Origin of the sequence: Buttiauxella sp. S19-1 (genome assembly GCF_022134725.1) — a bacterium.
Lineage (GTDB): Bacteria > Pseudomonadota > Gammaproteobacteria > Enterobacterales > Enterobacteriaceae > Buttiauxella > Buttiauxella ferragutiae.
Genome location: NZ_JAHWLU010000003.1, coordinates 65,956 through 92,111, shown reverse-complemented (window position 1 = coordinate 92,111; position 26,156 = coordinate 65,956). Strand labels below are relative to the sequence as shown.

32 protein-coding genes are annotated in these 26,156 nt (G+C 50.9%); 2 read left to right on the top strand and 30 right to left on the bottom strand.

All coding sequences use genetic code 11. The features are described from left to right. Position 1 precedes the first annotated feature (1 nt). From MES37_RS01685 to MES37_RS01675, 3 genes are read right to left on the bottom strand one after another with little or no spacing between them, the layout of a single operon-like run. Positions 2-1,225, bottom strand: a complete 1,224-nt coding sequence (locus tag MES37_RS01685) for a hypothetical protein (RefSeq protein WP_237929988.1) — start codon at positions 1,223-1,225, stop codon at positions 2-4. Next, a complete protein-coding gene (locus tag MES37_RS01680; RefSeq protein ID WP_237929987.1) occupies positions 1,225-1,848 on the bottom strand; it encodes a hypothetical protein in 624 nt (207 codons plus the stop codon). Before MES37_RS01680 ends, MES37_RS01685 begins: the two co-directional genes overlap by 1 nt. Continuing rightward, complete coding sequence (locus MES37_RS01675) at positions 1,829-3,058, bottom strand: baseplate J/gp47 family protein (RefSeq protein ID WP_237929986.1); 1,230 nt, start codon at positions 3,056-3,058, stop codon at positions 1,829-1,831. The genes MES37_RS01680 and MES37_RS01675 overlap by 20 nt, the downstream gene beginning before the upstream one ends. A 29-nt stretch (positions 3,059-3,087) precedes the next feature. Between MES37_RS01675 and MES37_RS01670 the strand changes: the two genes are divergently transcribed. Next, positions 3,088-3,636 (top strand): hypothetical protein, encoded by a 549-nt coding sequence (locus tag MES37_RS01670; RefSeq protein WP_237929985.1) that lies wholly within the window; start codon positions 3,088-3,090, stop codon positions 3,634-3,636. A gap of 17 nt (positions 3,637-3,653) precedes the next feature. Here MES37_RS01670 and MES37_RS01665 read toward each other — a convergent pair whose 3' ends face one another. The 23 genes from MES37_RS01665 to MES37_RS01555 all read right to left on the bottom strand — a co-directional run bounded on the left by MES37_RS01665 (position 3,654) and on the right by MES37_RS01555 (position 23,135). Beyond that, positions 3,654-4,001, bottom strand: coding sequence for a hypothetical protein (locus tag MES37_RS01665; RefSeq protein WP_237929984.1), 348 nt, complete (start codon positions 3,999-4,001; stop codon positions 3,654-3,656). Continuing rightward, on the bottom strand, positions 3,998-4,723 hold the full coding sequence (locus tag MES37_RS01660) for a phage baseplate protein (RefSeq protein ID WP_237929983.1): 726 nt from the start codon (positions 4,721-4,723) through the stop codon (positions 3,998-4,000). The genes MES37_RS01665 and MES37_RS01660 overlap by 4 nt, the downstream gene beginning before the upstream one ends. Before the next feature lies 1 nt (position 4,724). Beyond that, positions 4,725-5,723, bottom strand: a complete 999-nt coding sequence (locus MES37_RS01655) for a hypothetical protein (RefSeq protein WP_237929982.1) — start codon at positions 5,721-5,723, stop codon at positions 4,725-4,727. Then, entirely contained in the window at positions 5,723-5,989 is a 267-nt protein-coding gene (locus MES37_RS01650) for a hypothetical protein (protein WP_237929981.1), read from the bottom strand. The genes MES37_RS01655 and MES37_RS01650 overlap by 1 nt, the downstream gene beginning before the upstream one ends. Further along, entirely contained in the window at positions 5,986-6,657 is a 672-nt protein-coding gene (locus MES37_RS01645) for a hypothetical protein (RefSeq protein WP_237929979.1), read from the bottom strand. The genes MES37_RS01650 and MES37_RS01645 overlap by 4 nt, the downstream gene beginning before the upstream one ends. A gap of 2 nt (positions 6,658-6,659) precedes the next feature. Continuing rightward, positions 6,660-8,501: a transglycosylase SLT domain-containing protein gene (locus MES37_RS01640; RefSeq protein WP_237929977.1), complete on the bottom strand. Its 1,842-nt coding sequence runs from the start codon at positions 8,499-8,501 to the stop codon at positions 6,660-6,662. Between the two features lie 61 nt (positions 8,502-8,562). After that, a complete protein-coding gene (locus MES37_RS01635; protein ID WP_237929976.1) occupies positions 8,563-9,180 on the bottom strand; it encodes a hypothetical protein in 618 nt (205 codons plus the stop codon). Then, positions 9,180-9,608, bottom strand: coding sequence for a hypothetical protein (locus MES37_RS01630; RefSeq protein ID WP_237929998.1), 429 nt, complete (start codon positions 9,606-9,608; stop codon positions 9,180-9,182). The genes MES37_RS01635 and MES37_RS01630 overlap by 1 nt, the downstream gene beginning before the upstream one ends. 23 nt (positions 9,609-9,631) lie before the next feature. Continuing rightward, entirely contained in the window at positions 9,632-10,960 is a 1,329-nt protein-coding gene (locus MES37_RS01625) for a DUF3383 domain-containing protein (RefSeq protein ID WP_237929975.1), read from the bottom strand. After that, positions 10,950-11,903: a hypothetical protein gene (locus MES37_RS01620; RefSeq protein ID WP_237929974.1), complete on the bottom strand. Its 954-nt coding sequence runs from the start codon at positions 11,901-11,903 to the stop codon at positions 10,950-10,952. The genes MES37_RS01625 and MES37_RS01620 overlap by 11 nt, the downstream gene beginning before the upstream one ends. Then, positions 11,890-12,318, bottom strand: a complete 429-nt coding sequence (locus tag MES37_RS01615) for a hypothetical protein (RefSeq protein WP_237929973.1) — start codon at positions 12,316-12,318, stop codon at positions 11,890-11,892. Before MES37_RS01615 ends, MES37_RS01620 begins: the two co-directional genes overlap by 14 nt. Continuing rightward, positions 12,315-12,767 (bottom strand): hypothetical protein, encoded by a 453-nt coding sequence (locus MES37_RS01610; protein WP_237929972.1) that lies wholly within the window; start codon positions 12,765-12,767, stop codon positions 12,315-12,317. The genes MES37_RS01615 and MES37_RS01610 overlap by 4 nt, the downstream gene beginning before the upstream one ends. Beyond that, the gene (locus MES37_RS01605) at positions 12,767-13,237 is read right to left on the bottom strand and encodes a hypothetical protein (protein WP_237929971.1); all 471 of its coding nucleotides are present in this window, start codon (positions 13,235-13,237) and stop codon (positions 12,767-12,769) included. Before MES37_RS01605 ends, MES37_RS01610 begins: the two co-directional genes overlap by 1 nt. A gap of 67 nt (positions 13,238-13,304) precedes the next feature. Beyond that, the gene (locus MES37_RS01600; RefSeq protein ID WP_237929970.1) at positions 13,305-14,333 is read right to left on the bottom strand and encodes a hypothetical protein; all 1,029 of its coding nucleotides are present in this window, start codon (positions 14,331-14,333) and stop codon (positions 13,305-13,307) included. Positions 14,334-14,343: 10 nt separating this feature from the next. Then, on the bottom strand, positions 14,344-14,961 hold the full coding sequence (locus MES37_RS01595) for a hypothetical protein (RefSeq protein WP_237929969.1): 618 nt from the start codon (positions 14,959-14,961) through the stop codon (positions 14,344-14,346). Beyond that, positions 14,948-16,264 carry a cell envelope integrity protein TolA gene (locus tag MES37_RS01590; RefSeq protein WP_237929968.1) on the bottom strand — a complete coding sequence of 439 codons (1,317 nt, stop codon included), beginning with the start codon at positions 16,262-16,264 and terminating at the stop codon, positions 14,948-14,950. The genes MES37_RS01595 and MES37_RS01590 overlap by 14 nt, the downstream gene beginning before the upstream one ends. Beyond that, on the bottom strand, positions 16,245-17,081 hold the full coding sequence (locus MES37_RS01585) for a hypothetical protein (protein ID WP_237929967.1): 837 nt from the start codon (positions 17,079-17,081) through the stop codon (positions 16,245-16,247). Before MES37_RS01585 ends, MES37_RS01590 begins: the two co-directional genes overlap by 20 nt. Beyond that, positions 17,035-18,465 carry an anti-CBASS protein Acb1 family protein gene (locus MES37_RS01580; RefSeq protein ID WP_237929966.1) on the bottom strand — a complete coding sequence of 477 codons (1,431 nt, stop codon included), beginning with the start codon at positions 18,463-18,465 and terminating at the stop codon, positions 17,035-17,037. The genes MES37_RS01585 and MES37_RS01580 overlap by 47 nt, the downstream gene beginning before the upstream one ends. Before the next feature lie 14 nt (positions 18,466-18,479). Further along, positions 18,480-19,805 (bottom strand): terminase, encoded by a 1,326-nt coding sequence (locus MES37_RS01575; RefSeq protein WP_443106264.1) that lies wholly within the window; start codon positions 19,803-19,805, stop codon positions 18,480-18,482. Next, complete coding sequence (locus MES37_RS01570; protein WP_237929964.1) at positions 19,802-20,929, bottom strand: terminase small subunit; 1,128 nt, start codon at positions 20,927-20,929, stop codon at positions 19,802-19,804. Before MES37_RS01570 ends, MES37_RS01575 begins: the two co-directional genes overlap by 4 nt. Continuing rightward, on the bottom strand, positions 20,929-21,201 hold the full coding sequence (locus MES37_RS01565) for a hypothetical protein (protein ID WP_237929963.1): 273 nt from the start codon (positions 21,199-21,201) through the stop codon (positions 20,929-20,931). Before MES37_RS01565 ends, MES37_RS01570 begins: the two co-directional genes overlap by 1 nt. Next, entirely contained in the window at positions 21,164-21,868 is a 705-nt protein-coding gene (locus MES37_RS01560; protein ID WP_237929962.1) for a ParB N-terminal domain-containing protein, read from the bottom strand. The genes MES37_RS01565 and MES37_RS01560 overlap by 38 nt, the downstream gene beginning before the upstream one ends. Beyond that, entirely contained in the window at positions 21,858-23,135 is a 1,278-nt protein-coding gene (locus MES37_RS01555) for a putative antirestriction adenine methyltransferase (protein WP_237929961.1), read from the bottom strand. Before MES37_RS01555 ends, MES37_RS01560 begins: the two co-directional genes overlap by 11 nt. Positions 23,136-23,213: 78 nt before the next feature. Here MES37_RS01555 and MES37_RS01550 point away from each other — a divergent pair, with 78 nt between their 5' ends. Next, the gene (locus tag MES37_RS01550) at positions 23,214-23,582 is read left to right on the top strand and encodes a hypothetical protein (protein ID WP_237929960.1); all 369 of its coding nucleotides are present in this window, start codon (positions 23,214-23,216) and stop codon (positions 23,580-23,582) included. A gap of 21 nt (positions 23,583-23,603) precedes the next feature. Here MES37_RS01550 and MES37_RS01545 read toward each other — a convergent pair whose 3' ends face one another. Genes MES37_RS01545 through MES37_RS01530 form a run of 4 tightly spaced genes read right to left on the bottom strand, consistent with a single transcriptional unit; the run spans position 23,604 to position 26,130 of the window. Next, the gene (locus MES37_RS01545; protein ID WP_237929959.1) at positions 23,604-24,041 is read right to left on the bottom strand and encodes a hypothetical protein; all 438 of its coding nucleotides are present in this window, start codon (positions 24,039-24,041) and stop codon (positions 23,604-23,606) included. Between the two features lie 25 nt (positions 24,042-24,066). Further along, positions 24,067-24,666: a class I SAM-dependent methyltransferase gene (locus MES37_RS01540; protein ID WP_237929958.1), complete on the bottom strand. Its 600-nt coding sequence runs from the start codon at positions 24,664-24,666 to the stop codon at positions 24,067-24,069. A 17-nt stretch (positions 24,667-24,683) separates the two neighbouring features. Further along, the gene (locus MES37_RS01535) at positions 24,684-25,592 is read right to left on the bottom strand and encodes a hypothetical protein (RefSeq protein WP_237929957.1); all 909 of its coding nucleotides are present in this window, start codon (positions 25,590-25,592) and stop codon (positions 24,684-24,686) included. Continuing rightward, on the bottom strand, positions 25,585-26,130 hold the full coding sequence (locus MES37_RS01530) for a hypothetical protein (RefSeq protein WP_237929956.1): 546 nt from the start codon (positions 26,128-26,130) through the stop codon (positions 25,585-25,587). Before MES37_RS01530 ends, MES37_RS01535 begins: the two co-directional genes overlap by 8 nt. Between the last annotated feature and the right edge of the window lie 26 nt (positions 26,131-26,156).

The window sequence follows — 26,156 nt, the reverse complement described above, 5'->3', positions numbered from 1 at the left end:
ATTAGTACCCCGCCACGACAAAACACCATGCGCCGCTACAGTTTCGCGTATGGAGATTAAAGGAACTGGAAGATGCTACTGTTGCCGTCCACCATGAATCTGAGTCGTCGCCACCACTTCCAGAAAACGACCCGCCAATCCCTAATATTCCATTTGGGAAGGCGGCTGGCAGGTAAACTGTCACGTCAGGATTAGAGGAGGAGTTACTCGCTACGCCACCAATACACTGAAGGAAAATCTGACCATTTGAATGAGTGTAATAAGCTGATGTATTACCTGTGGTTGTTTGCCCTGATGGCGGTGGGTTGGATGGCGTATAACCGACATCTATGTTAACAGCGCCATTCATACCATTTACACTGGTAACTGGATATGGTGGTGGGTTAGATGGCGTATATCCTACATCTATATTTACCACCCCGATCATACCGTTAACGCTGGTGACCGGATATGGTGGAGGGTTGGATGGCGTATAACCTACATCGATATTTACCACCCCGGTCATACCGTTAACGCTGGTGACTGGATACGGTGGAGGGTTGGATGGCGTATATCCTATATAGGCTGCCACTGGGTTAATTACATTAAAAAATGCTTTCGATTGATCCAATATGCAGCATATAGGAACACCAGCAATAATATCCCCTGAATCTAACTGCGCCTTATTTCCTTTATAAAGTGGGAAAGTCCCGATAACCTTCCCACCCAGAGTAATCTGTAATGTTACACCAGCCGTATTTGTGGCAATCGGCGTGACCAGCAACGGGATTTTGATAAGCCAGTCAGCTGTGTTGTTGTTAGAGAATGTCGATGGTAGAGAAATGCTCAATGCATTCGGTGCACCGCCTGCAGTAGCACTTGAATAATCCCCTCCTTGCAGTTGCTCAACCTGAACGAATGACTGTTCTGAACCTCGAGTTGCAAAATTCGCGACTACGTCATTCAGCGACCAACCTTTTGCAGTGGTGCCTTCCTGCCCACGAATTACTGTCAACGTATCGTTTGAAACTGCCGTAAGATGACAGATCTCAAATACCGTCTGCTGGCTGTCGGTGAGCGTGAGCTTTGCGTAAATCCCATGCGGGCTGGAAGGGTTAGATATCTCTGCCGTAAGTAATTTCGCGAAGCTTTCTCCTGCCCCTGGCACTACAGAAAAATATGTTTGAGCTGCAGTGATATCCGATGCCAGCGCCGACGCTGTATTGTTACCGAATCCTATAATCATTATTCATTTACCGTAACGTTGAATGTGTAAATAAACGGTAGGTTTACCAATCCCTGTTTTATTGCCGTAATCAGAAATCTACCAATCCCATCTCCGTAGTCGGGGACTTTAATATCAAATACACCACCGGAGCTGGTGACGCTAATATCGAAGGTATTTTGCAGAACAGGGTCGATACCAGCTGGACCATGAATAAATCTGGCAAGTCGCCTCTTCAACCATGGGGTCGAAAACTGGAAGCCATCTCCTTTATAAAAATTCCATGTCATTATCCGTTTGAAATATTCATCCGGAAGATATTGGGTACTACCTGGCTGATAGACCTTTAACCTTGCGTATGGAATAGTATTGTATTCGACCGTGTTATATGCACCCTTGGCGACACTGGCATCAGTTATTTTAACGTACGGCCTCTTAACCCCATAAATACCCGCTGCAATCCAGTCAAAAATATATCCGTTAATGTTTGCATTGGGCCAATACGGCAAGGATAAATTATTAAAACCGGATAAATAGGTTTGAGCTAACTGGTTATAGGCCGTGAAAAAAGCCACTACGTTTGGATCATCGCTGTACTGCACGAAAGGATATGCCGGAATTACCTTACTGACTGGAGCTGCCATATTGCTGTACCGTCACATGAGATTGGTCTGTTGTGAAATAGCTGTACTCTCCACCGAACACCAGACCCGTTTCATCCGTTGGCGGAACGATAGTTCCATTTATGCCAATCTGTATTTCGATTAGCGATACCTGCGTCGGGCTGATCATTGGAGAAAGAGCCTCAAGAAAAAGTGACTCGATTTGATAGGTGTTGATGGGTTCACCGATAGGCACTGCGTTTACGTAATCCACCAGCGTTGACGAAGTGGCAGCCGAAACACTATCCGGATCCAATATGTCTGAGATGCGAGTGTTCCAGGTGAGGATGACTGTGACCATTTGCGAGGTCGGGAGAATAATCGGGATATCGTAATGGTCCGGATAGTCGGTGATGGTCACTGTGATGCTTTCAGGTTTATACCCGCCGCTTTCAGTGACGTCCCCTGTCAGAACGGAGATATCCGGAATAGCGTTATAAACAGCCAGGCCAACCTCATTCGGATCCCCACCTCCAACCACCAGCGCCCAGGTTCCGGCGCTCACGTTACGGTAGGAAATAAGGTTACTCTTCACCCCCGGCACCTTTAGCAGTAACGAGCGTAAGAAGCTCGGCACTCCCTGCGCCGTTGACATGCCCGACTGCATAACTTGAGCGCGGTATGAGGACGGAGGCTGTGCATCCTGCCCTGGGACACCTGCAGTGATGTTCGTACATGTCAACGTAATGTCGTCAGGAACCGATGTGATAATCTGGGTGACACTACCTTCTGGTACGGCCCATGTACCGCTGGTTGCCGCCAGGCAGTATACAGGTTCCGTTTGCCCGCCAGCCGGAACCACAGCGTTGTTCTGCACGGTGTACTGATAGTTGCCATCGCCGACGGTAAACCCCCTGGGAATAACGAATCCCGGATCCCCGATGAATATGACATTCACTGAGGTGTTGTAGCCGACACCCTGAGTCACACCGTAGATATTCCCGAGCTGCATGAGCATTGGCTCGTTCGCGCCATAAGGCGTCACGGAGTTGATTGTGTCCACCATTGCACTATCAATGAGCGCCAACGCCCCGGTAGCAGTGCTTGCTAAGTCTGTAATTAATGCGGCTGGTAGATTGGCGGTGTAGCCGGGAACTATTGCCGATACGTTGGTAATAAGATTTGATAAAAGCGTTTTGGGTGGCGTGGGTTGTGCTCCAGCCTGAGTGACAGTAACGGGTAGGTCAGACATGCTTACCTCTTAAATATGGAAATTTGGAAATGAAAAAATCGTTTTTCTTTGCTATCTCGTTATTTTTAGCAAGTACAGCAAATGCAGCAAATCTCGAAAACAGAGCAAGTGATGTTTTAAAATATAAGAAATGGTTTGTGGTTGAGTTCACTATGCCAACTACGATTGCCTATAAGGTAGGAACAGAATCTAATCTTCCTTCAGAACAGCAAACATTTTTTATAGATATGTCTCCATTAAGCCACTGTCAGGCTGATAAAATTACAGTCAATCAGTTCATTGGTTATAAACAGATGGATTTCAGTAGCGTTCCATTCATCCCGATTAAATACAAAATTAGCGGTCAAGAGGTTAAAGATTCTGTAGCCAAACCAGAGGTTAGTGAAGGCTTTCTCTTTACTTCAATTGAATCCATTCAAGTATCTGAACTTTTAAAAGCCAAAGATAAAGGTAATTTTTCTTTTTGGATTCAGCCTCCCGCCGAAAGTAAGGAGCCAATAAATAAAATGTTTTTCCCTCTAAATGGTTTTTCAGAAGCTTATAATAAAGCGGTTCAACTTTGTAAAGACAATATGTAATCAAAGATGGCTAAAAATTAAACTGCAATCTGCCCCCTATATGTAACACCATTTAAAAGTATGGCTTGTATCTCATAGGTGGGGTTAACCGCCCCATCAACCTTAGATATCGATAGAGAAGCGAAGTAGCCAGCGAACTGCTGCTGCGTCATGTTGACGTAATAGTCAGGATATACCTGCGTAACGATAGACTGTTGTGCCGGTATGCCGTACTGAGCATAGAAAGGTGATTCTCCCAGGCCAAGTTTAAGCGTTTGAATCAGCGTGGTTAGCCAGCCATACGAAAAATCACCGTCATCATCCTGTTCCACCACAACCCATCTTTTGCTGCCGTTCGCGTCTGTGACGCGGCCCCAAGTTCTCATGGCTCACTCACTCCCGGAGTTGGTGGTTTAGACGGAATGGTTGCACCTCCCGGCTCAACACCTTCGACGTCATGAGGATGTCCAATTAGACTAACGCCACCCGCCACAACATCATCCGTCACGTTCATCGGTCCAATAAACGTCGCTGTTGTGCTCGTCATTTCACCCGGATCCTGAACGATTGGGCCATTCATGTGGATGATGCCTTTGAGATAAATGTCTTTGGCCTCCATATGGATAGCATCAGCCTTTTCAGTTATTTTCCCTGGTTCGACTGTAATCGTGCTCGCGCCGTCAGCGGTCTTAATAATGGCGCCATCAGGACCATATAGGACAATTTTATTCGGGTCCTCTGCTGTCCAGCCTGCATTAGATAGTGGAATAAAGAACAACGGGGTCAGGGATGCAACAAACGACGCGCTCGCAATGCCAGTACCGAGTCCTGAAATGCCACGTAATGAGACATCAGCTGCTACGGTCACGCCTTTGTCCCCCTTTTGAATTGGGTAACGTAGATACTCAAAAGTTGCTACAGGTATCGTAATTTGCGGATATTGTTTGCCGTCGGGCAACATATCGAATTGAACGGTGACTATCTGCCCGCTAACGGCAACAACATGGCACGGAAGCGAGCGACCTGATATTGCAGCCCTGTCGTCTGCTTGCGTCTGGATCGTATTAGACAGGGCTTTGCCGAAGGGGAATTTTTGCGAATCACTCATATTATTTTGCCAGCGCAACTGCCTCGAAAATGGTTACCCATGAATTACTGTTATCCGGGTTAAGGTACTGCCCGACGTGGCGCACAGATGTGATGAGGAATTTCCCAGAAAAATTCACTGTATTACGCAGCATGGCGTACGAACGTTCATTGTTCACAGATAACAGCGATGACGGCCCAGAGATTATATTGGTTGGTAATTCTATTGAATCCCCGCAACGCAGGTCACCACGCATCGGGCATTTGAAAGAGACACTCACTGGACCTATCCACGTCGGCTGTCCGGCGAGTTCGTACGGAAGTATCTGGATCGCACCATCCGAATCGGCAGATGTGTTATCGAAAACGCGGATAAATTTGTTCTGCATGACCATCTGTACGCCGGTGTAGCTTTCAGAATTGATCATCGCGAAGGACTGACTGCGCATAGTTGCCGCCAACTGCCCAATCCGGTTGTAAACACCCACGCCTGCTTCCGCCAGAATTAGCTTATCGCTAATGGAAATATCAAGAGTGAAGTCAGGGAACGAAACTTGTAGTGCGCGGCGCAGTACGTCGCTGAGCTTTTCCCCTTTTTTTCCGTCGAGAGTGATACTTAGTGCCTGTCCCTTGTCATTCAATAAAGGGCTGGGATTCACGATCAAATTGAGCGACTGATTCGTGCCAATCCAGTTAGCGTAAGGGTTATAAATCTGACCGCTAATTATATTCCCTTGCTGAAGGGGATTAGCCAATGGCAACCCTTCGGAAAATCCTGCCTCAAGATTTAGCTGATATCCGGCGAGCTGGACACTCTGCCTGAGCATAGAAATAGGTAGCCCATAAATAGCAATCATTGTCCCGCTATTTATCACATCATAGCCGGTAATTAGCGCATCAAATTCAATGTGCAGGCCGCGCCCCGGCGTATCTTTAGTGTTAAAAGGCCCAATGGCATTTCCGCTGCTATCTAAAGGTGGGTTGCCATTTTTATCAGTTATTTCGAGTCGATAGTATTTCATTAAGTGGCCTCGAACTGACGGCTACTCTCACGATAAATGAGTGCACCAGGAGCGTATGGCAATGCGAGATTAATATCGTAAAACTCTGCCGACGCAATCATCGGCACATACACCACAGTTGCCCCAGTGCTATCGGTAAGTTTGAGATAATAGCGGTTGGCGTACATGTTCCAGGGTACCGTACCGAAAAGCTGCACGCCGCTCACCGTTACCTGGAACGAAAATGGAACTTTGCCATTTGGTTTGAAGGGGATGATCTGGGTCATAGCTTTGGTACCGCTGGAATTGAGTCGCCATTACTCCACCATGAGGCGGTATCAGCAGGGACTGATTTCGGCATGCCAGAGTCGAATTTGCTCATCAGATTGCCCAGCACCGCGTCGACCTGTGATATCTGGAGCAATGGCTGTTCAAACTCGAACGTCCAGGTATGCTGAACTTGTTTGTTCTGCTCCGAAAACCCCGATGTATCGAGCACTGAGCGCATCAGACAGTTGGTATAGATGAACGATGGGGTCATGACTATGTAGCTACCACCACTTTGATTGTGCTGGTCTAACGCCAATTTTAAGGCGGTGAACGTAAGTGATTTTGTAGCATAGCCGCCGTCCTGCGTTGAAGCTGGACGAGTCAACTGCATGATGACACGGTTAGGCTTGTTGACCACAGAGTTAGCGGCTGTCGCCTGGTTGTAGAAGTTCAGTGTGCCGATTTCCTGCTGCACAAGCGTTGTACCGGCCATTGGCATCCATGCAGATGTAGGATTGAAACCAATTTCACCATGGAGTAAGCCGTTAGCTACACTTAACCCCTCGGTGAAAGCTGCGATTGGCAGAATACCTCCGGGAATATTTGCAGCAATGCCATCGACCAGCAGGATTGGAGATATTTGAAAGGCCAGCTTGAAAGCCTGTCCGAAATAGTTGAGCGCCATTGTTACCTCACGTTAACGTAGATCCCCTTCACCTGCGCGCTGATGTCGGAGCCTGGCATCTGGTTGATATCGAGCTTGATCGTGGCACGGGTGTCTTTGTCGGCATTCGCCAGGTTACCTCGAGCTTCTGAGAGTTGCGCCATAATGCCGGGGTGCTGCTCAAGACCACCCTGAACTTTTGGAAGGATTTTTATCAGATAATCGACCGTCTCTTTTTTAAGGCTGAGATTGCCCTTTTTATCGATGCGGCCACCGTTGTACTGCGTCAGTGATTTGGCGATGTCACCGTCATAATGCTTCATGTTGTCGCTGAGATATTTTGCAGCTGCGATGGTGGCCTTATTTGGGTCGAAAACATCTTCACCTTCAAGCCCGTAACCTTTAGCTGTGCCTGGCATAAACTGGAAAAGACCAGCAGCTCCGGAGCCTTTATTTATCGCTAAGGGGTTCCATGACGACTCCTTCTCAGCAATTGCAGACATTAACCCTGATGGTAGACCAGCTGCATCATTTGCCTGCTGAACAAAGTTTTGGATATTACCCTTAAGCGCATCTGGCATTTGGTATTTTTCCCGGGCGGCTTCTTCGGTAAAAATCCCGGTGTACTTGTTGGTCATGGGATTAGCACCTGGGAGATTTCCTCCCAGATATTTATCCCCGAACTTGACCAGCGCCGGATCTGCACCTTCTTTTCCCGTCCCGGTACCACCCAAGTCAACGCCGGGGACATTGCCGGCAATCCACTTAATTGCCTGACCCAGCGCCTGCACGATGGCCTTCACGCAGTCGGCAAACGTCTTCAGGTCGTTCTGGAAATCATCACCTCCGAGCCAATTCGCCACCTTCTCAAGCCCGCTTGCCATAGAATCAAAGAGCGCCTTGCCGTTCTTGCCGTTGAGGAACTTTTGAATGCTGGCCGTGAGGCTGTCCGACAGTTGCGTGATCGGACCGTTAAGGCGGCTGAGCGCTTTCAGGAACGTGTTGCTAATCTGATCAGCGTTGTTGGAAAAGTTGGCATAAACGCCCTGATAACTTTCCTGAGTGCCGCTGCCCATATCCTTATCCAGCCGGGCAGACTGTTCACGGTACTGCTGGTTCAACATCGGCAGACGGTCGCTATTGGCGATCACCTGGTTGGCGGTCGTGCTGTCGATTAGGCTGCCCAACCCCATGCCGTTGAGCACTGTTTGCGATACACCAGTCTTTTTGTACTGCTTGAGCAAGCCGGAAACACGCTCAAGCAGCTTTGGCATATTCGCCGCCGCGCCCTCCTGCGGATTGATGCCAAGGCTAAGCAACCCGGCGTATGCAGGATTCTGTGGGTCGTTCTGTGCCGCTGCCAGTGTCTGCATAATGTTGCTGGTACCGGATAGCCGGGTACCATAAACATTATTGGCGGCCTGCATCTGGCCGGTAGATATGTTCATGCCCTGGCTGGTGCGATACGTGTCGGAAACCGAGCGCGCCATCATGCTGTAGCCGAACGGCCCGGCCACGCTAAGCGCTGCAACTTTCGCTCCCCATGACAGGGTTGTCGTAAACAATCCCTTCAACGTGCTTGTAGTGAGGCTCAGTGTTTTGTTGATCAGTCCAAACGTCTTGAGAGTACCCTGGGCCTCTTTGTTCAGATTTTTTAAAAATTTGTCGAATCCAGAATCCTGTTTGCCGCCAGGCTTTTTGGCTGGTTTGTCGGTGCCGGGGATCGGAGGCGGTGGAACTTGCGCAGGAAAACCGCCCGGACCAACCCCAAACGCAGCCTTAAACTTTTCTGAGATTTCGTTGAGTTGACGAATTTTCTCTTCGTCGATATCGAGAGTAAGAACAGGGAGTTGGTTGCCGGACATCAAAATGCTCCTGGCGGCTTACATCTGAGCAAGTCACGCAGTTGCGCCGCCGTTTTAAGGTTTATCCCGGTATTGATGAAGAGTTCAGAGAAGCCGATTCCGGAGCAGTGGTCGAGGATGTCGCTGACGACGTGCTCTCCGTCTCGCCAGAACTGACGGGTGGCTTCAATGTCGCTAATGAAGCGATCCATTCCGTAAGGCTCAAGGACGTGGTGGCACTGTTCCACAGTCCAGAAACTTGTGACATCAGCCCTTTCGCCTGGTCCGGTTTGTTTATCGCAGAGACGCATGTAAAAAAAACAAGCTCTCCGATCACTTCATCGAGATCAACAATTCCACCATCTAACGCAACATCCAGCGGCTTCGTGTCCCAGCCTTTCCCTTCAACGGGGTAAACAAGATTTGATAAGCGAATAATCTCGTTAACCAACGTGTTTTTTACGCCATCTGTCGTGTCCCAGATCCCTTTATCCATAGAGAGCTTTTCGAGCATCAGGTATCCAACACGCGGACCAGCGACAATCCCCAGCCCCTCGGAAAAAATCACCGAGAACGTTTTGCTCAGAATAAAGAAATGCTCCCGATATACTTCTTTGGAAATTGGCGTCGAGTGGATGTACGCCGTACCGCGCTCGGTTTCCACAGGCACGATAAGGTTCATGGCGCGATTAATTTTCATCAGAAGTCCCACATAGACGAGTTAACGTAATAAGTGCCGGTAAGGGTAATGGCCACTCCCGGATCGCCTCCAGCAAAGGTCATGTCCGCAACGCTTGTGATAGCAGCATCCGATAAATCAAACTCCCCAAAAACGCTACTGTCTGTGTAGAGCCGCACATTGCCAACCTTCGAATCTAACTCCCAGCGCGCTTTGTACTGAGACGCCAGGGACTGGCTGCGCAGGATGTGAAGTTTTACCTGCGAGAGTAAATATGGCTGGGGAGACTGTACGGCCCCGGTCATTGCCGGAAGAAAGTCAGTGATATTCCCCTGAAACGAAATTTCTATACCTTGTTTTGCCAGATAGGAGGCCGACACGTTCAGCTCAGGGAAATCGTCATATTTGGTACTGGCCCGTACGCGGTTAAGTACGCCGGGCGAAATCATTGGATTTGGCACTGTTCAGCTCCTTAGGACAGCTGCATTGTCACGTTAATGTTGAAGGTGATTGCGACGAAGCCACGCATCGGCGTGTAGGTAGCAGAAAGTCCTGCATATCGGCCTTCACCGTAGTCGCCTGGGTTGTCTTTGTCGTACTTTTTAAACGGTATCGCGTTTACAGGCGTAGCGCCGTTCACCAGGCCATACGACACCCCGGTATTGAAGACACCTTGCGCGGCAATTTGCAGGCGGTCGATACCGTCCTGGTTGTAATACAACGGATTGATTGGATTATTGCTGCCGTTGATCACCAGGTTAGCCAGCCGCATATCGACGTTGATTTGCACCCAGTCAACGCTGTACCAGTAAGACATGTCATTGCCATCACAGGTAACACCGAGCACCAGAATGGTGTTGGAAATGCCACCTTCTGCGCCGGTACCGACGTAGTTAATGTTCTGGTCTTTCATTGTGGCGAGAATGGAAGATTTTGCGGCATTGGCATTTACGGCCAGCAGATAACGGAACGCCATCGGCGGTACCTTGTTAATCTCGCTAGGCGACGCAGAAACGAGGTTCCACATTGCGGCCACCGCCGCGTTCGTCGTCGGATAAGTGTCGTCGTTAAAGGCAACAACCGACTTTATCCCGGCATATGGCGAGACATAATTGGTGTCTGGTGGCGCGCCGGTAAGTACGAAGAAATACTGCTTGGACTCATTGCTGGTGTAAAGCTTCGCAAGAGTGATGAAGCTGGGGTCGTTATCCCAGGTAAACGGGACATAATAGGCATAGAACTGCTTAACCGGCTCCTCGATATACGTTTTGAGCGCGGCTACTTCATTTTCGACAACATCGCCGTTATAGCCCAGCTCGAGCACATACACCCCAACAGAGTTTCCCTGAGCGAAGAAGGTATTAACTGCCGTAACGAGATCGTCGCTACCCTCCAGAGTGCATGTGCCGAGAGTAGTTGGTGTCCCGTCAAGATCAGAACCGCTTACCGTCCAGGTTAATTCTCCGTTCAACGAAACCGTGGCTGTGAACGAACCATTCCAGGAGGCTGGCGAACAGTCGCTGATTGTTACGTCAATTTCGCTCCCCGGCTGCCTGTCGATGGCATCACCATTGACCAGCGTCATGGTGAAATCAGCGCCATACGATGACGACTCAGCACTGAGGGAACTGATGGCATTCTGGACCAGATCGTTAATTTCAGAGTCTTGGGTAATGAGCACCGGGGTGCCGGTGTCCAGCAGCGTGGCTCCCGTAGAGATAATGGCGCTCATCTGTTGCAGATTGGACGGCGTAGCGCCGATTGTCTGCGAGACGTTAACCGTGACGATGTTATAAGCCATCTTTGACCTCGTAGTTGAATATCACTTCTTTGATGAGTTGCCGGGAGATTTCACGCGTCGTGGCCTGGTAATAATTGACGTCGAAATCGATGTATTTGAGTTTTGCCAGCGCGCTGATTTCGACCTGATTTGATTTGCCGTCACGGATCACCGGGAGATTGGTGATACCGAATTGCTCATCGTCCAGCGCCTTGTTGACCACATAATCCAGATAGCCGATCGCCTGCTCGTTGCTCATGCCGTAAAGGGTGATGCGAACCCTGTCCTGAACGTGCTGCCAGCGGCGACCATTAATAATGATCGGGGCTGACTGCAACGGACTGGTTTCACGCACGTCAGCAATGACATAGCTGGTCGTGAGGTTTGAAGGAGCCAGGAACGACGGGTAAACGGTGGCGAAATTATTAAGGGATAGCCAAATCGGGGTACTGTCGGACAGAATTAGTTCTTCTGAAATGTCATCCGGATCGTCGATAATCTGCGACCGCATCGTCGGCAGAACAGCTCTACCGCGGTAATGGAAAATCCCGGTTTGTGTGTACCGGCTTTCCATGCGAGAAAACGCAAACTGCGTTCCCTCGTACTCACCAAGGTAAATGGTGTCTGGGTTCTCGGCGTTGAAATCGTCCATTTTCTCAATGGGCGTGAAGATGATGCTGTTTACAGACCGGGAGATAGTTTCGGTCTGCTCGTTCGCCACCTGTCTATGCAGGCTGCCCTTAATAGTGACCACGTGTGGGCTTTCGACCCCCAGCCGCGCCAGTTCATCAGGTTCGAGAATCGCTGCGTTAATCCAGTACACGAAGCCATCGAGCGGGAGCACCTGCTTCACGTACAAGCGAAAGGTAATTTCCTGCCCGGATGAGATTGTTTCGACAGCTGACTGGAGAACGCTTGCGAGTTGCGAGCCGGTATTTTCGGCAATTTCTTCAAGACTCGGCATCGTTATCTATCCATGCAACAAAAGATGATTTGAAAAGCCCGCCGTCGATAAACGACGGGCGCCGTTCGCCGCGGTCTTGTTTCAGGCGGGAGTTTTTACCCTCAAGCGCGGCATGCGTCGGCACGCCGTCAACTGACAGCCCGGCCATCTCCTCGCGCTCGAGGAAGATGTTGAAGGACTGCATAGTGTCACCCAGCAACTCACCGCTGGTTAGCGGCGCGCCAAACTGAATGTGGTTGATGATGGAGTACGCCAGCGCCTCCCCCACTTCCGGGATAATTGTGTCCTGATGCTCTTCCCAGAAGTGGGTGAAAATTTGATATCTGTCCTGGAGGTCTTCGGCTACTTCGTAGGTAGTGGCGGATGTATCGCCGTAGTCGTAGGGAATATCGATGACACCCAGGCAAACTTTCACGGTGTGTACCCCCAGATCGGACCCATTTCCATCAGCACAGCAACGACCTGCCGACCATATGGGTCTTGCATCATCATCAAATCGGCCAGCGTCAGGTTACTCATGGCTTCACCGATTGTGATCGAGCCTGCTGTCCCCTGGTCTGACGCAGCATTAACCAACCCGTTTACAGGCTTACCCAGCCCCAACTGTTTGCGAATATCAGCAAAATAGGTGCTGGGCGGTATATCGATGGCGTGGTTCAGTAACAGTGAGGCACCAGCGTTGTAAACTGTGGCGGTATAAATGGTCGGTAACTGGCACAAACCCATTCCGACATTCACGATTTCCAACGCGGCGTTATAGCAGCATTTCAATGTCGGTGAATCGTCGGAAATGGCAGTGTCAGGCACGCCCATCACGCCACGAACGAATGCGAGGTAACCCTCGAACGTCGGGTGCAGAGTCATTACTTTCTCACCTGAACTTTTTTATCGACCTTTTCAGGGTTCGGCTGATCCTGGTTGATAGCCTCGCCCTTAATTTCCATCAAGATCCCGTCTTCTTTCGGTGCTTCACCACCCTGCAATACCGCACTTTCGACAGCGTTGTTCAGCGTAAGGGCGCTGGCCTCAATGATCTGCTGTGAGCGGTCATCGAGGTTTTCCAGATTTTGCTCTGAGTTTTGAATAATTTCAGAGGTGGTCGCAGCTTCCTCGGTGGAATAGCAAATTCCCGAGAAATTTTTACCCACTTTGTTTTTGTGCTGGAAACCGTACGGCTCATGCTGCCGGATAATGCAGTCGATCACCTCCGGTGGTTGTTCAAGCATGTGCTGCCTGCCCGACGGGATCGTGATGCCGAATGACTGTGTTTTTTCCGGCAATTTATAGTTAAAAGTATGAGACTGGCGAGAGCTGTTGATGATGAAGAGTTTCATGGATTTACCTCAAAAAAATGGGAAGAAAGTTCTTCCCAAATTGGTACGAAAAGAAACAGCGCGGGTATTACTGGTATTTCGCAGACAGAAGCGTCACGCCTTCAGGACGGAAGTTCCAGCCAGGGGTTGAACGAAGGGTATACAACGTGGTGAGACCGCCATCAGGCATAGGTGACGGGATCTCCGTTGGTGCCGCGACATCGCAGAACATGACGTTAACCGCCTGCTGATTGGGTGTCAGGGTGGCGAAGACGTTGGTGTTAATGTCCTGGCGAGCCTCTGGGACGACCAGTTCCGGGTTGGTCACGATGATCAAGTCGGTACCGCCCGCTCCTTTACCAATCAACGTGTCGTCCTGGCAGAAGATGACATCATCTCCACTGGCATCTTTAGCCAGAGTTTTCACCATTGAACCGACCGTCTGGGTACCACCGCCAGGACGCTGATAGCTTGTCAGCTCAACAACGCCTGTCCATTCCATCGCTTCCATGAAGCGCTGAGGACAAAGAACCACCGTTGTCAGCGGCTGGCCGAGCAGCATCATTTTGGTTTTCTGACCCGCGATGAGACTGAGCAAGAATTTAGACATCTCGCCAGAATCCCAGGTCGTGTAGGTATCATTACCCTGGCTGTCGCTCCCGAGGTTTAGGGTCGCTGCGCTTGGAGAGTTGACGATCCCTTCGTTGTTCGACGCCTTCACACCATAGAGCAGCATGTTACGCAGTTGCTGAGCGTGACCCTGACGGTTGGCAAGGCGCAGGCCATCCACCAGCGAGTACCCCCAGCGGCTCGCTGCGTCCGTATCCAGATAGCTGTACTGAGAACGGGTAGAAATACGGTAGGTCATCATCTGGTCGTATCCGCCGGTAATACTGGCAGAAGGCAGCTGGCCTGGAAGAGACTGCCCGACATGCGCTTGAGTCGTCGCACGAAGGTATTTTTGATAAACAACAAGATCGCTTGAGCCGATTTTCACGGTCGGCGCGGAGCCAGGAAGAATATCGAAAGCGCCGGAAGCCATGCTGTACTGCATGATAATTTCCGGCAGCATCATAGATGGCGAAATTGTAGTAATCGCAGGTGCGAATGCGCTCATTGCTAACTCCTTAAATTAGGAACAGGCCACACGGCTTGTCGTTTTCCCAGACCACGTTGCCGTCGGTGTCTTTTTTTACTGTCAGGTTCCCCTGCTGGGATACCATCAACAGGCTGATGTTCACTTTCGGGTTTGCAGACGAACTGCTGGAGTAAACATCCACGCAGTTGTTCACCAGATCCCACACGAAGCCGTCAGCGCCTACAGGATCGTTGCCAGTGGCAAGTGCCGCGACATTCGCGCTGATAGGCAGCGGAATGCGCGCTCCTGAGCCTACTCGGTAGTAATGGATAGAGCTGCCGGCCAGATACAGAGGTACCGGGTTACTCGCTGTTGTAATGCCGTGGTATGCCTGGTTAAACACCGAGAAAGCGTTACACACTGACGCTGTTGCTTTCTTAATTGTCGAGCCACTGACGTTTGTCTCGACAGTAGAAATACACTCAACGACACCAAGCCCCCCCCAGACAGGCGCATCAAGGTCATCGGTCAGCGTACCGGAACAGAGCTGCATACGAATCGCTGGATCGTCCTGTGCATCACCTTGGGTTAGCCCGCGTGATTCGACGTTAAAAAGACCGGAAAACGCACCCTGCGTTTTGAATGGATCAAGATTAATTGCGGCCATTGTTCTGGCTCCCCTGAGTGTTAATTTTGGAAAGTACGCGACCTGGAGTTTTGAATGGTTCCAGCCAGACGTTCATGTCGCCCTGGTACTCCGTGATACGACGCCCGGCTTCATCGTTACGAACACGTTTATGCAACTGGCCCTGCGTATTGTTCATCTCTTCGTCGATAGCCTTGCGAGCATCGGCATAGATAGCGTTCTCCAGAACGGTGAGCACTGCAGCATCAGAAACAGCACGAATATTCACATCCTTGTTTTCTGGTGAATATTTTTGAAGGGCAATCAGTGCACGCTTACGATAATCAAGCGAGCGCTCACCGGAAAACGGCTCAGGTGAACGCTTGCCGCATGCTGTATAGGCGCTATCACAGCGGGTTCTTGCCGCGGTCATGGATGAGTCATCGCGAGCCTTCTCTTCCGCATCTTGCCGTTCCTTTTCCTCGGCATCAGCGGCATCTTGTTTGGCCTTTTCTTCGTCAGCCTTTTTTTGAGCTTCGGCATCTTCCGCGTCCTGGCGTTCTTTATCAGCAGCGTCCTGTTTAGCTTTTTCTTCAGCGTCAGATTTTTCCTTTTCCTCGGCATCCTGCTTCGCTTTCTCGTCTGCGTCCTGACGGGCTTTAATCAGTTTGTCCTGCGAGTCCATCCGCGCAGACATCGTCTCAAGCTTGGTATTGACCCCACCAAGAGCATCGCTGACGGCTGCCTTTAGCAGGATCTGGAGTTCTTCTTTGTCCATCTCTAAGTCACCTTTGTTAGTTACTTCGATCCCCTCAGGGACCCCATCTTTATCCCAGACCCCAAGTGAGCCTTGGTCCTTTGTTACAATTGCAATGTGATCGAGAAGGAACGGCACCCCTTCGATCAGGAAATTCGAATCGCCTTCTGCGCGCTCCGTACACCCGGATTCGCCGCCAAATATCACCGAAGGACTAGTGGACGTTTCTTCGTTGACAATTTTTTGAACGATTTCCTTAACGTAGATGCGCACGATTGCCCACACCTCATCCCCTTTGATGTAAGGGAGCATCACGCTGCCGACGCTCCGCTTTTTGAACTCCTCTTCACTCATTGGGGCTTTTTCTGCATGGTCATAAAGAACAGGCAGGCCGTTGCACCGGAGAAGAAACTCTTCGTTCAGGTATAGGGTCGGGTCACGCCACACGAACTCCTTTAAGCCGTAGCGGTAGGCGGCCCCCGTTCCCGTAATGCGGAGATTGACCAGCCACATATTCGAAAACTGAACGGGGGATGCTAGCGTGCCATCGCGTATGTATTGAGCAGCCTCAAACTCGGTTAAATTCACGTTTTCCTTTCTCCGTTAAAAATTCGTCCGGTAGCTTTTGAGGTGCGTAGATTGGGAACGCACCGCAGCTACAAAACACCTCTTCACCAGCCGCAGTGATTTCGTCGTAGTAGCCGTGCACCGGCTTTATCAATCCCTGCGCCACTGCCCACGAATCACGCACCAGGTAGATGAGTGTGTCGCGCTCTTTGTGGTCAATACGGAAGTTGTAGCCCGGTCGCCGATAGTTCGAGTGCCAACGGAAAGCGATAGCACCACCCTGAATCGCGAGAAGATATTTCACATTGCTCGCCAGCTTATGGCCCTGGTCAATCGCCACCCGACGACTGATGTAGTCCAGGTCACTGACCGATTTGCGGAACGCAGCCTTTTGCTCGTTCTTGTCGACCTCGCTCACGCCTTCCGGAGGGATGGATGTCACCCACCCCTGAAAGCGCTGAACGGTGCGGTCGATGGCCTGGTCACGATTAAGCTGAATCAGATTGGCGCTGGCAAAGATGCGCTTATCCAGCTCCTTGCGAAGAGATGGCTTAATTTTGTCGAGGGTGACTTTGGTTGGGCCGTCTGCTGGCTGGTCCCGCAGCGCGCCGCCATCGATGACGAGGCGACTGTAGATTGAGGTGAGGTGCTTACGGGTTACATCGCTGCTGGGTGATTCCCGGCTGGCTGCCACCCGGAGTTTCTGGGTCCAGGAGAGCAGCGATTTTTCGCTATCCCACCCGTTGTTGACGTAGTAGTTCACCGCGTCGGTGAGTACCTCGTAGAGGCTTTTAGGTTTCCTCTTCTTCCTCGCCTGGCTTGTTCGTTTGTCCGCCATTATTAAGATCCTGCGGTGGTGGTGGCTGGTACTTCGAAAGAGCTTCTATATCGATGATGAGAGGGAAATCGCCATAGGTCTGTGTGCCATTGACGATACCAGCCACCCAATCGGCAACCGCCGCTCTGTTCTCTGGATCCAGAGTCGGGGATAACGCTGTGTAGAGCGCAGTTGCCTGCTGAACCACCTTGCTATCCGCTTCCCGGCGTTTGTCAGGGGACTCTTCGATCAACTCCTGCCATTCGGCGGTGAATTCCCGCTCCCACATGTAGAATGTGGTCTGATAGTCCTCGGTGATGATGTCGGGGAAGTCGTTTTTCAGGGAATTAAAGAAATCCTCGTTCCACGCGATGTAACGCACCATTTTTTCGAAGAAATCCATGACAGGTTCAATCTTCTGCCGCACGCCATCGATGTACTGGCTGACTGCTTTTGAATCCTCACTGCCCTCACTAAACCCCTTGGAGAACGCTTCTTCTTTGAGAAGAATTGCCGGAACGTCGCTGCCAGTGGCAATGTTGGAGATGATGTCGTCACGCGACGTGGTAAGCGCTTTATCGATGTTCTGGAGGTTGAGAGACTCGACGTCATCTTCGCTGCCTATGTTGATGACGCCGCTGTTCCGCGCCATCTTGACAACATCACGTTTGAATTTTGATGCGGCGGCCATGATGCCGTTGGCAATCGAACCATTTTGTTTAATTTTTGCCACCAGCACGCCTGCTTTTTGGCTAACGAGATCGTCTGCCTGCATCGTTCCGACGAACGACTTCATCGGGAACAAGACTCGCTGGAATACGCTGCGGCCAGTGAATCCGAATGCTGAGTTTTGATACTCCAGATAAATTGGCGTCCCGTTGAAAACTTTCAGTGTTCTGGACGTGTGCCAGCTCTTTCCGTTAATTTTCAGCGTATTCTTTGGCTCCTGGAAAAACGGGCTGTTTGGGTTCTGGTCCGTCACCATCGAACCAGCGGCGTTAAGCGGATCCCAGACGTTGATGTAGACATCATCTTCCTGAAGCCCAAATTTCGGCAGTGGAGTGCTGCACCCGGCACCCATCGTTCCAACTCCAATGGCAGCGGCGCCGTAACAGCGGGAGACAAAGAAGAAATTCTTGATTTTCTCGTTGATGCCCATGCGCTCCCAGGTGTCGCGGAACTGAACGACCACCCTTTCGTCCGGGTCGGTAGCGACGTTGTACTGCCGGGGCTTGCACATCGCCATTTCGATTGGCTTCTCGACCAGCTTCCCGCCAAGCGGGTGAAACTGCCAAAGCAGTTTGCACAGTTCATAGCCGACGTCGGTTCCCGGTTGAATCCCTTCATGGTCGAGAATCTTAGTCAGTTCGGAACTGATGTTGTTATTGAACTGAATTTCAGCCATCAGAATTCCCTGTTTTATAGTGCGTCGTAGTTCCCGAACGCGATGATCAGGCCGTACGTGTAGCAGTCGAAAAGGTCATCGGCGCGCTTGTGCGCAAGCGGGTCTGCCAGGTGGAACTTGGCGATCTGCTTGATGAGGTGGTTTGAGGTGTCCTGCTTGAACGTCACTGTTTTATCGAACGCTTCGCGGGTAATTTTGCATTTGCCGAGGTAGTGATGGCCGGATGCAAGAACAGCGCGCTCATCCTTGCCTTTGGCTGTCAGTGCTGACTTGATGGGCTGCATCTGCCAGCCTTCCGATACAGCCTTCTGGTTCAGAATGGCCCCCATGGCAGCATCTTCCATGAACACGCCCTGGCTACCCAGGCGAGGTCGGCAGAGCTTAGCCAGTCGTTCCAGATTGTCGTAGACACCCGGCATGTACTCTGGCAGCAGCGACGCCTGAATCTGCGTGATGTCGTAGTCAATGATGGTTAACCGCGGCTCGGTATAGGTTTCCTCATATGCATAGTAAGTAACGCCAGTGCCATCGTTCTCGCTGCCGCCTTTTAGCGCGGTATCCATCACTGCGAAAATCATGTCGCAGGTTGTCGGCATTGCTACCGGCAGGCCATCCACCAGCAGCTTCTCGATATCCAGCAGCGCGTCTTTGGACCAGTCGATAAATTTCGCGTCAAATTCCTGGTCGAATACACGCGGATCGTTGGCAGCCTTTTCTTTTGCCAGTTCATCAGCCGGTACAAACGGGTTGCTGGATGTCGGAGCATGATGCTCATGGAATCCCAGCGATTTGTCATGGCAGATGGCGTAGAAGAAGTTCTTATCGTCGGTACCGTTAGGTGTAGAGAAGACCCAGGCGCGACCACGACGAGTCAGCAATGTGGGCTTGATTGATTTCGGCCAGATTTCTTCGAGCATTTCCGGCGATTTGGTGAATGCTGATTCATCCAGCAGGACAACGTCATATTCGCGGCCACGACCAGCCAGCGGGTTATTGTTCGTTACCCAGAAATCTATCTTGCCGCCGTTCTTGAGACGAATACGCCCATCACTACGGGAACGGGTTTTGATTAACGGTTGCAGCACCTCTTCCAGATAATCAAAGATTTCCTGCTGTTGCTTATATTCAGCAGTAAAAATCCCGACCATCCCGCCGAGCATCCGATCCCCGCCAGTCTCTTTAAACAAAGAGGTGGCATAGGACACAGCGATGTTGCCCAGGATGGCTGTTTTACCCCAGCGCCGACCACATCGCACGACGTTGTACTGATGCTGGCTACCCTCAGTCCAAACGCGAGATTGTGCGACGTGGAGTTTCTTGCAGAATATTTCCGCCATCAGTCATCGCCCTCACCCTCTTGCGTAGGCTGAAACGCGCCGGGGATTTGCAGGGCGTTATGCACGACAACCAGATTGCTTTCCTGCTTGCCGTTTCTGATGTTCTCGATCTCAACCTGCAGTTTCTCGTTACCGAGTCGCAGACGTTCAAGCTCAAGTTCATCTTTACCAGGGTTGCCAGGCGTTGCATCACCCGGCAGTCGTCCTCGATTGGCTTGCGCCAGCCTGAGCAGTTCACGGCGCGCTGCATCCTGGTTCGCTGTCTTGATTTCCAGCCCGTTCATGGTTTCTTTCACACCAGCAAATAGCCAGCGGTCGGGACCATCAAGCTGAGTTGTGTCAGCGAAGAACGTGCGCATCGAACCTTCACCAAAGCACTTCGGGCAATCCGGGTTGGGTATCGCTGAATCAACGTAGCCAACACCACCAAACTCAGGTGGTTCTTTACCATCGTCGCTGGCCTTTTCCTCCGCGTTCTCGTACTCACTCATGCTGTTCCACTGGTAAAGGTGGTCATCACCCCAGCAGTAGCGACAGTTAACACGGCGAATTTGTGAGAGTGCGTTGGGGTCGGCGTTAGCGATGGAAACAAGCTGGTGAATGATTTCTGATTCGACCAGCGCCATGCGACGTTGCCGTTTATCACGCAGCCAACGAATGGCTCGCGCAACCTTAGGATTTCTTAGGAGCTGGCTGGCGGTGACGTAGGCAGCGTTGCCCTCGGCTTTGTATCCAGCCAGGCGATACGCGTCGACGATTGGTTTTCCTGCTGCAACGTGCTCGGCAAAGATGCCCTGCTGTTCGGAAATGCCAAAATATTCAGGGACAAAGGTGTTATCTGGATCATCATTTTTATCCGTGATATTTGGCAGGGAAAAATTCTCAGATTTTTTTTTCGCGGATTTTTTCTGGCTCGGTTTACCTCGTCCATCCGTCCGTCCGACCGTCCGTCCATTTATATTTTGGACGGAATTTTTGGACGGAGATTTCAGTCGCTCCCAGCAATGCTTTTTAGCCAAATCCACCAGCGTAGATTTTGCGATGCCATGCTTATCTGCGACTTTCTGGATCGAGAGTAACCCGGAGCAATAATCGCTTTTGAGTTCACTCTCGTCCGGTTTACTCATTAGTCAGTGTCCTGGCTTTTCTTCACTTTCAACAACTCTCGAACAGCAAAGGAGTCGCCTTCTCTGGCTAACTTGAACAATGCTGTCCGTAGCTCGGCTTCACCTTTCGCCCTTCCTTTGCGCATGACGGCCATAAACTCTGCCATCTGTTCTGCGTCTTGCCGGAGTAATTTCAGGTCGATATCCAGCACGTCAGCGATTTGTTGGTAACTCAACTTGCATGCTGCCAGCGCCTCAGCTTTGGCCCTGTCGTACTGGATCTTCTGATTCATCATCGATTTCCCCGAGCTTTTGAAGCGCCAGTGCTGCGACGGTTCTCAAGGCTTCTGCGGTATTGATGATGTTCAGCTTACTTTTGGCGTTAATGACGGCATTAAACACGGCGTCAAAATCGCTGATGCTTCCTGCGACAATTGGGCGGTCTTTGGCTCGCTTTCCGATTTTCTCCAGCGCCTCAATAAACAAGGCTTTTTCTTCCGGAAGGAATGCGATGACCAGGTCCTGATAAGTCGGCTGAACAAAGGAGAGAGTTTGCACATCGATGTCGGCAATTTTGAATGCGTCATCGCTCAACCCGGAATAGAGTTTCATGTCCAGGCTGTTTATCGACTCGTACAATTCCCGAAGAATGTTGCTGTCATCCTTACCTTTGAATGCGTTATGGCTTAGTTGTATCGCGACTTGCTCGTCCTCGGTGAGTTCGGTAACGATATCAATAATGTCGATGTCAATCAGACCAGCCTTTATCCCTGCCTGTGTGCGGTGATTACCTGACAACACCGTTCCTCGATAAACGACGGGTAGACTGGTCAGGCACCCGTCGCGTTTGATGTTGCGCACCAGCCGGGTAAACTCATCCGGATCCATGTAGTGAGCGTTCTTCTCCAACAACTTCAAATCGGCCAGGGCCACGCGCCGTATGACGGTTTCAATTGGCATACTTTCGGTACCAGGTGAGGAAGATGTCTTGCGGTGATTGCTCGCGTACCGCAGATGAGTAATTGAGGAATCCTTCCCCTCGTTTCGCCAGCGTGTAAATGCCGCGATATTTCATCGATACCGGCTTGTCAGTGAATGCGGTGGTGTACACAGATTTAATGTCGATGACGTACTGGCGGTTAACATGATTAATAACGTCACGGCTGGTTGCCAGCATCGGAATGAGTTTTGAAATCTTCCGGTGCCGCGTCGTTGAGAAGTCGCTCAACATGTAGATGTTGTGGATCTTGTCGCCGAACTGCGCCATCGAAAAGATGAATGCACCCACCAGCATGCCGTCCACCAGCACACCGAAATTCATCATCCCGGCTTTGTGGTTAATACCTTTAGCCAGGTAGATATTTTTCAGGAAATTTATTTGCTGGGTTGTCAGCAGCACAATTTCAACAAGACTGCTTTCGTTGATTTTCTCATGATCAACAATCTGGTACCGGAACGGTTGGGATTTTCGCTCGTCGCGGCGCAGTGATGACCGGGCATCATTTGCATACATGTAAATCGGTTTGTTGCTGCCAGCGAACATGATGCGTGGCTCGACTGCCTCCATGCGGCGATCGGAAACAATCGCGAAGTTCTGATTATCGTCGAGCAACTGCTGAATGAGTGATTCGGTATTTTCCGGATCCCACATCCCATACGATGGCGCAGGCCAGGCTGTGCAACCGTTCACAAATTTGTAGATGTTCTCGTACCCACCCTTGTATGTGGGCGCGAACATGATGACGGTGCCGTCGTTCTCTCGCGCTGCTGAAATCTGGTCGTGGAAGTCGCCAGCGTGGAAGCCGTCAATCGCGAAACCATCCGTGTATTTGAGTAGCTTTTCCCGTTCCACCCGATGGTATTCCGCCAGGTTTCGAATGATGTGAGCAAAGTGCGCCTTGCTGTACTGATTGTTGCCTTTGAACCGGGCCAGCGTTATCGCAAGGCATACGCATGCGGTGTTAGCCAGCGCATCACCGCGCAGCAAGTTCAAAGGTTCAAGTCGTTCGCTGAAAGAAACGTCCATCGCCTGCCCGGTGAGCAGGTTGCCGACGGCGCAGGACAGCAGTGAAACATCGTTGCCGTAGACCTGCTTATCCGGCATCAGATTCTTGATGGCATGCTCTGTCCGGAACGAACCGGAACAACCGATGTACACGCGTGGTTTGAGGTGGATATTTCCCAAAATCTGGGTGATTAACTTCTTCGGAATGGAGCCAATAAACATAGCAATTCCCGTTAAATATCAGGCACATATGATATAATGATAACGTAAGTTATTGTTATCACGAGGAATGAGTTTACGATGAAAACATCCTGTTTTTCGCTCTATCGCGGAGAGGGTCGAATCAGCATCGCCCGCTATGCCCCACGCAATACGCCAGCCGGGTACCGTACCTATCAAAAGCTGGCACCCGGAAATTGGTTTAACTCGGTGTCGACTTCCCGCTATATCGAACTCTTTCAGTCCGAAATACTGGCGAAATTGAATCCTGAGCATGTCTGGAATGAGTTGCACGTCATCACTGGCGGTGTTGAGCCAGTGCTGCTGTGTTGGGAGAAACCAGGAGAGTTTTGCCACCGCCAGTTAGTGGCCCGGTGGTTTCGGCGTGAGTTGGGGATCGCTGTTGAAGAGTACGATCCCCACACTACGCCGCAGTTGGATATGTTTTAACTGAGTGCCGGGGAAACCCGGCTATTTTCCGAAAACAAATGGTTCACTCAATATCAAGGTGCAAATTTCATCTAAGTCAGATGATTTACTTTGACCAGTAATATAGCTCTGATGCGCTTCAAAAAATTTAGCCCAGCACTCCGTAACCACCTTATTCTCATCAAGTAAGTTCTCAGTCATTGCCAAGGCATGAAAACAATTGTGAAATAAAATAGTTAAATTTCTACGTTCACTTTCGTATTCTTTCAAATCTTTCGTAAACAAGACTTCTGGCATTTTTACCAATTGAAAAGCGTAGTCCCCGATTGCTTGCTTAAATATCAATTTCACTTTAAGTTCGTCCTGCTTGCGCCATCGAAACATGGCCCAAGCAGCAACTACAAACGTGGCCACAGTAGCCATTGCTGAGATAGCTGCCCACATAGTTCCCCATGGCCAGCCTTCATTTACCTGTTGCATGATTAATCCCCTTGATTGAAGGAGATTATTTTACCCTGAAAAATGCGTAGCTGCCGATACCTTCTCGCCCGAGTTGCGATTCAACGTCATTGCCCTCGGCCAGAGCGAAGCCCTGTTCTTTGAACCAGTTCACTAGCCCGTTTCGCGTCCAGTACCAGATATGTTCGTCCGGCCGGAAATGCTTTGAACGAGGAATGTCATCACCAGTTTCAAAAAGCGGTACCGAAACGAAAACCCATTTTTCTGCTTTTCCAACTGCGATGTCGGGACGGTCGATATGCTCCAGGCTATCCCAGAATGCCAGCGCGGGATAACGGTCAGCGTACAGGTCAGCCCATAGTCCACGATGCTGCAACCATTCCACACCTGCAGGGTTCACATCGTAACCCTGCGTGTTGGGCCTGGCCTCGACAAACTGGCCTGCGCCAATACCTACGTCCAAGACAGGTCCACTGCCGTAATGCCGACCGATTAACCGGATACGGGCTGCCGTCAGTTCGCGGCCCAGCTGCGTGTCGGCGAGTTTGCGGTACCGGGCAAAATAGCCTTCGTCGTACGGTCGATTTTTCGGTACCGGATAGCGGCCCATTCCTAACTCAGGCAACCAGACTAGGCCTTTTTTCACTTCACCGGAAAAATGCTTCATGCTGCAACTCGCTTACGTGATGCTTTGTAGACGTTATCGATAAATGGCTGCACTTTTTCAGCCAGGTTGCTTATCGTTTTCTCGCACTGGTGCTTCATTTCCTGACAGCGACAGTAATTGTCCGGGTAGATGAATAGCGCCTGTGACAAATCCATACAGCGCGGGTCAGTGACTTTACTGTGATGATTGTTCCCGCCGTTCCCACCTTGCAGACAGATCATCGGTTTCCCGTAGGCCAGAGCAGCATGCATCACCACGCAAGCACCAGTCAGCACAATGTCGGCACACTCCACCAGCGCCAGCATTTCCCAGATGGAAAGTTCACCATGGTGGAATTTTTGATGCGCAAACGGTTCACCGTCCGGTATCCATTCCTGGCCTTCCTGCACATCGGCAATGCTGATGACGTGAAATCCCGCTGCTGCCAACTGACGGGACACGTCGTCGATGTACTGGTTCAGTGGTCCACGGCTGGCGTTATGCCACTCCACCCGCTCGGAGGTCGGGCGAATTACAGCAATGGGCTTGCCGGCTGTCGTCTTGATATTTGCCGGTTCATAGCTGGGTAAATCAAGCGGTGCTGGCGCGATGCCGAATTGCTGCTCCATTGCGTCGAAAATACTGCCCTGCAGCAGGTGACCATTGCCGTAGAAAATGCGCTGACGCGGCACACCCAGCGGCGCCTCAACGAATTGGACTTGTGAGCATTGCTCGCTGAGCTTCTGTGTGCGTAGCGGAGTACACGTCCGGACAAAATGAACGCCTGGAATATCGCTGTAAATTTCCGGCAGCGGCGTTTTCAGCCAAATTTCGTGGCCTTTGTCAGCCAGCGCTTTCACGAATGAGCGCTGATTGATGTTGTCGCCGATGCCATGCATCCCGTCAAAATAGAATTTTTCAGGCATTAAGTGCAGCCTCGATGGTTGATTGTGGAAAGCAGGCCAGTGCTGTGTGCCGCGATGCGTTGATGATCTCAACATCCGGCAGCAGGCCAGTGAGGGAAGAAAAGTCTGAATGCCAACGGCTTACTTCCCGGGGAACAGGGTTATGCATTGTCGCCGGGTGTCTGCCGTGCCAGTGAGCGCCGTTCGCCAATGTGCAGTCATAGCCAAGCAGAATGACGCGCTCCGCGCCGAGGTGCGCTGCCAGTTGAATAGCGCGCTGACCGGAATTAAACGGGCCGCTATCTGCAGGGCGAAAGAATCGCAAACCGTATTTGTCACAGGCTCGCTGGCTCTGGGTCCATCGTTCCGCCCCTGGACTTACGACGTCGTGGTTGTGTGCCCACCAGAGATAATCACCAGCAAAGATGTGCTGACATTCCGGTACCGCGAGCCAGCTTGAGTTAACGGCAATGACTGGTAAGCCGGAGTCGGTGGCCTGCGCGCAATCGTACGCTGTCAGCGATGGGCCGCTGGCTATGCAAATAAACGTTTGGGTCATGGGGGGGATCTGTAGGTTTGGCATTA

Coding starts and splice junctions, on each gene's coding strand:
- MES37_RS01685 (WP_237929988.1), bottom strand. CDS start 1,225: ATGATTATAGGATTCGGTAACAATACAGCGTCGGCGCTGGCATCGGAT.
- MES37_RS01680 (WP_237929987.1), bottom strand. CDS start 1,848: ATGGCAGCTCCAGTCAGTAAGGTAATTCCGGCATATCCTTTCGTGCAG.
- MES37_RS01675 (WP_237929986.1), bottom strand. CDS start 3,058: ATGTCTGACCTACCCGTTACTGTCACTCAGGCTGGAGCACAACCCACG.
- MES37_RS01670 (WP_237929985.1), top strand. CDS start 3,088: ATGAAAAAATCGTTTTTCTTTGCTATCTCGTTATTTTTAGCAAGTACA.
- MES37_RS01665 (WP_237929984.1), bottom strand. CDS start 4,001: ATGAGAACTTGGGGCCGCGTCACAGACGCGAACGGCAGCAAAAGATGG.
- MES37_RS01660 (WP_237929983.1), bottom strand. CDS start 4,723: ATGAGTGATTCGCAAAAATTCCCCTTCGGCAAAGCCCTGTCTAATACG.
- MES37_RS01655 (WP_237929982.1), bottom strand. CDS start 5,723: ATGAAATACTATCGACTCGAAATAACTGATAAAAATGGCAACCCACCT.
- MES37_RS01650 (WP_237929981.1), bottom strand. CDS start 5,989: ATGACCCAGATCATCCCCTTCAAACCAAATGGCAAAGTTCCATTTTCG.
- MES37_RS01645 (WP_237929979.1), bottom strand. CDS start 6,657: ATGGCGCTCAACTATTTCGGACAGGCTTTCAAGCTGGCCTTTCAAATA.
- MES37_RS01640 (WP_237929977.1), bottom strand. CDS start 8,501: ATGTCCGGCAACCAACTCCCTGTTCTTACTCTCGATATCGACGAAGAG.
- MES37_RS01635 (WP_237929976.1), bottom strand. CDS start 9,180: ATGAAAATTAATCGCGCCATGAACCTTATCGTGCCTGTGGAAACCGAG.
- MES37_RS01630 (WP_237929998.1), bottom strand. CDS start 9,608: ATGATTTCGCCCGGCGTACTTAACCGCGTACGGGCCAGTACCAAATAT.
- MES37_RS01625 (WP_237929975.1), bottom strand. CDS start 10,960: ATGGCTTATAACATCGTCACGGTTAACGTCTCGCAGACAATCGGCGCT.
- MES37_RS01620 (WP_237929974.1), bottom strand. CDS start 11,903: ATGCCGAGTCTTGAAGAAATTGCCGAAAATACCGGCTCGCAACTCGCA.
- MES37_RS01610 (WP_237929972.1), bottom strand. CDS start 12,767: ATGACTCTGCACCCGACGTTCGAGGGTTACCTCGCATTCGTTCGTGGC.
- MES37_RS01605 (WP_237929971.1), bottom strand. CDS start 13,237: ATGAAACTCTTCATCATCAACAGCTCTCGCCAGTCTCATACTTTTAAC.
- MES37_RS01600 (WP_237929970.1), bottom strand. CDS start 14,333: ATGAGCGCATTCGCACCTGCGATTACTACAATTTCGCCATCTATGATG.
- MES37_RS01595 (WP_237929969.1), bottom strand. CDS start 14,961: ATGGCCGCAATTAATCTTGATCCATTCAAAACGCAGGGTGCGTTTTCC.
- MES37_RS01585 (WP_237929967.1), bottom strand. CDS start 17,081: ATGGCGGACAAACGAACAAGCCAGGCGAGGAAGAAGAGGAAACCTAAA.
- MES37_RS01580 (WP_237929966.1), bottom strand. CDS start 18,465: ATGGCTGAAATTCAGTTCAATAACAACATCAGTTCCGAACTGACTAAG.
- MES37_RS01570 (WP_237929964.1), bottom strand. CDS start 20,929: ATGAGTAAACCGGACGAGAGTGAACTCAAAAGCGATTATTGCTCCGGG.
- MES37_RS01565 (WP_237929963.1), bottom strand. CDS start 21,201: ATGAATCAGAAGATCCAGTACGACAGGGCCAAAGCTGAGGCGCTGGCA.
- MES37_RS01560 (WP_237929962.1), bottom strand. CDS start 21,868: ATGCCAATTGAAACCGTCATACGGCGCGTGGCCCTGGCCGATTTGAAG.
- MES37_RS01555 (WP_237929961.1), bottom strand. CDS start 23,135: ATGTTTATTGGCTCCATTCCGAAGAAGTTAATCACCCAGATTTTGGGA.
- MES37_RS01550 (WP_237929960.1), top strand. CDS start 23,214: ATGAAAACATCCTGTTTTTCGCTCTATCGCGGAGAGGGTCGAATCAGC.
- MES37_RS01545 (WP_237929959.1), bottom strand. CDS start 24,041: ATGCAACAGGTAAATGAAGGCTGGCCATGGGGAACTATGTGGGCAGCT.
- MES37_RS01535 (WP_237929957.1), bottom strand. CDS start 25,592: ATGCCTGAAAAATTCTATTTTGACGGGATGCATGGCATCGGCGACAAC.
- MES37_RS01530 (WP_237929956.1), bottom strand. CDS start 26,130: ATGACCCAAACGTTTATTTGCATAGCCAGCGGCCCATCGCTGACAGCG.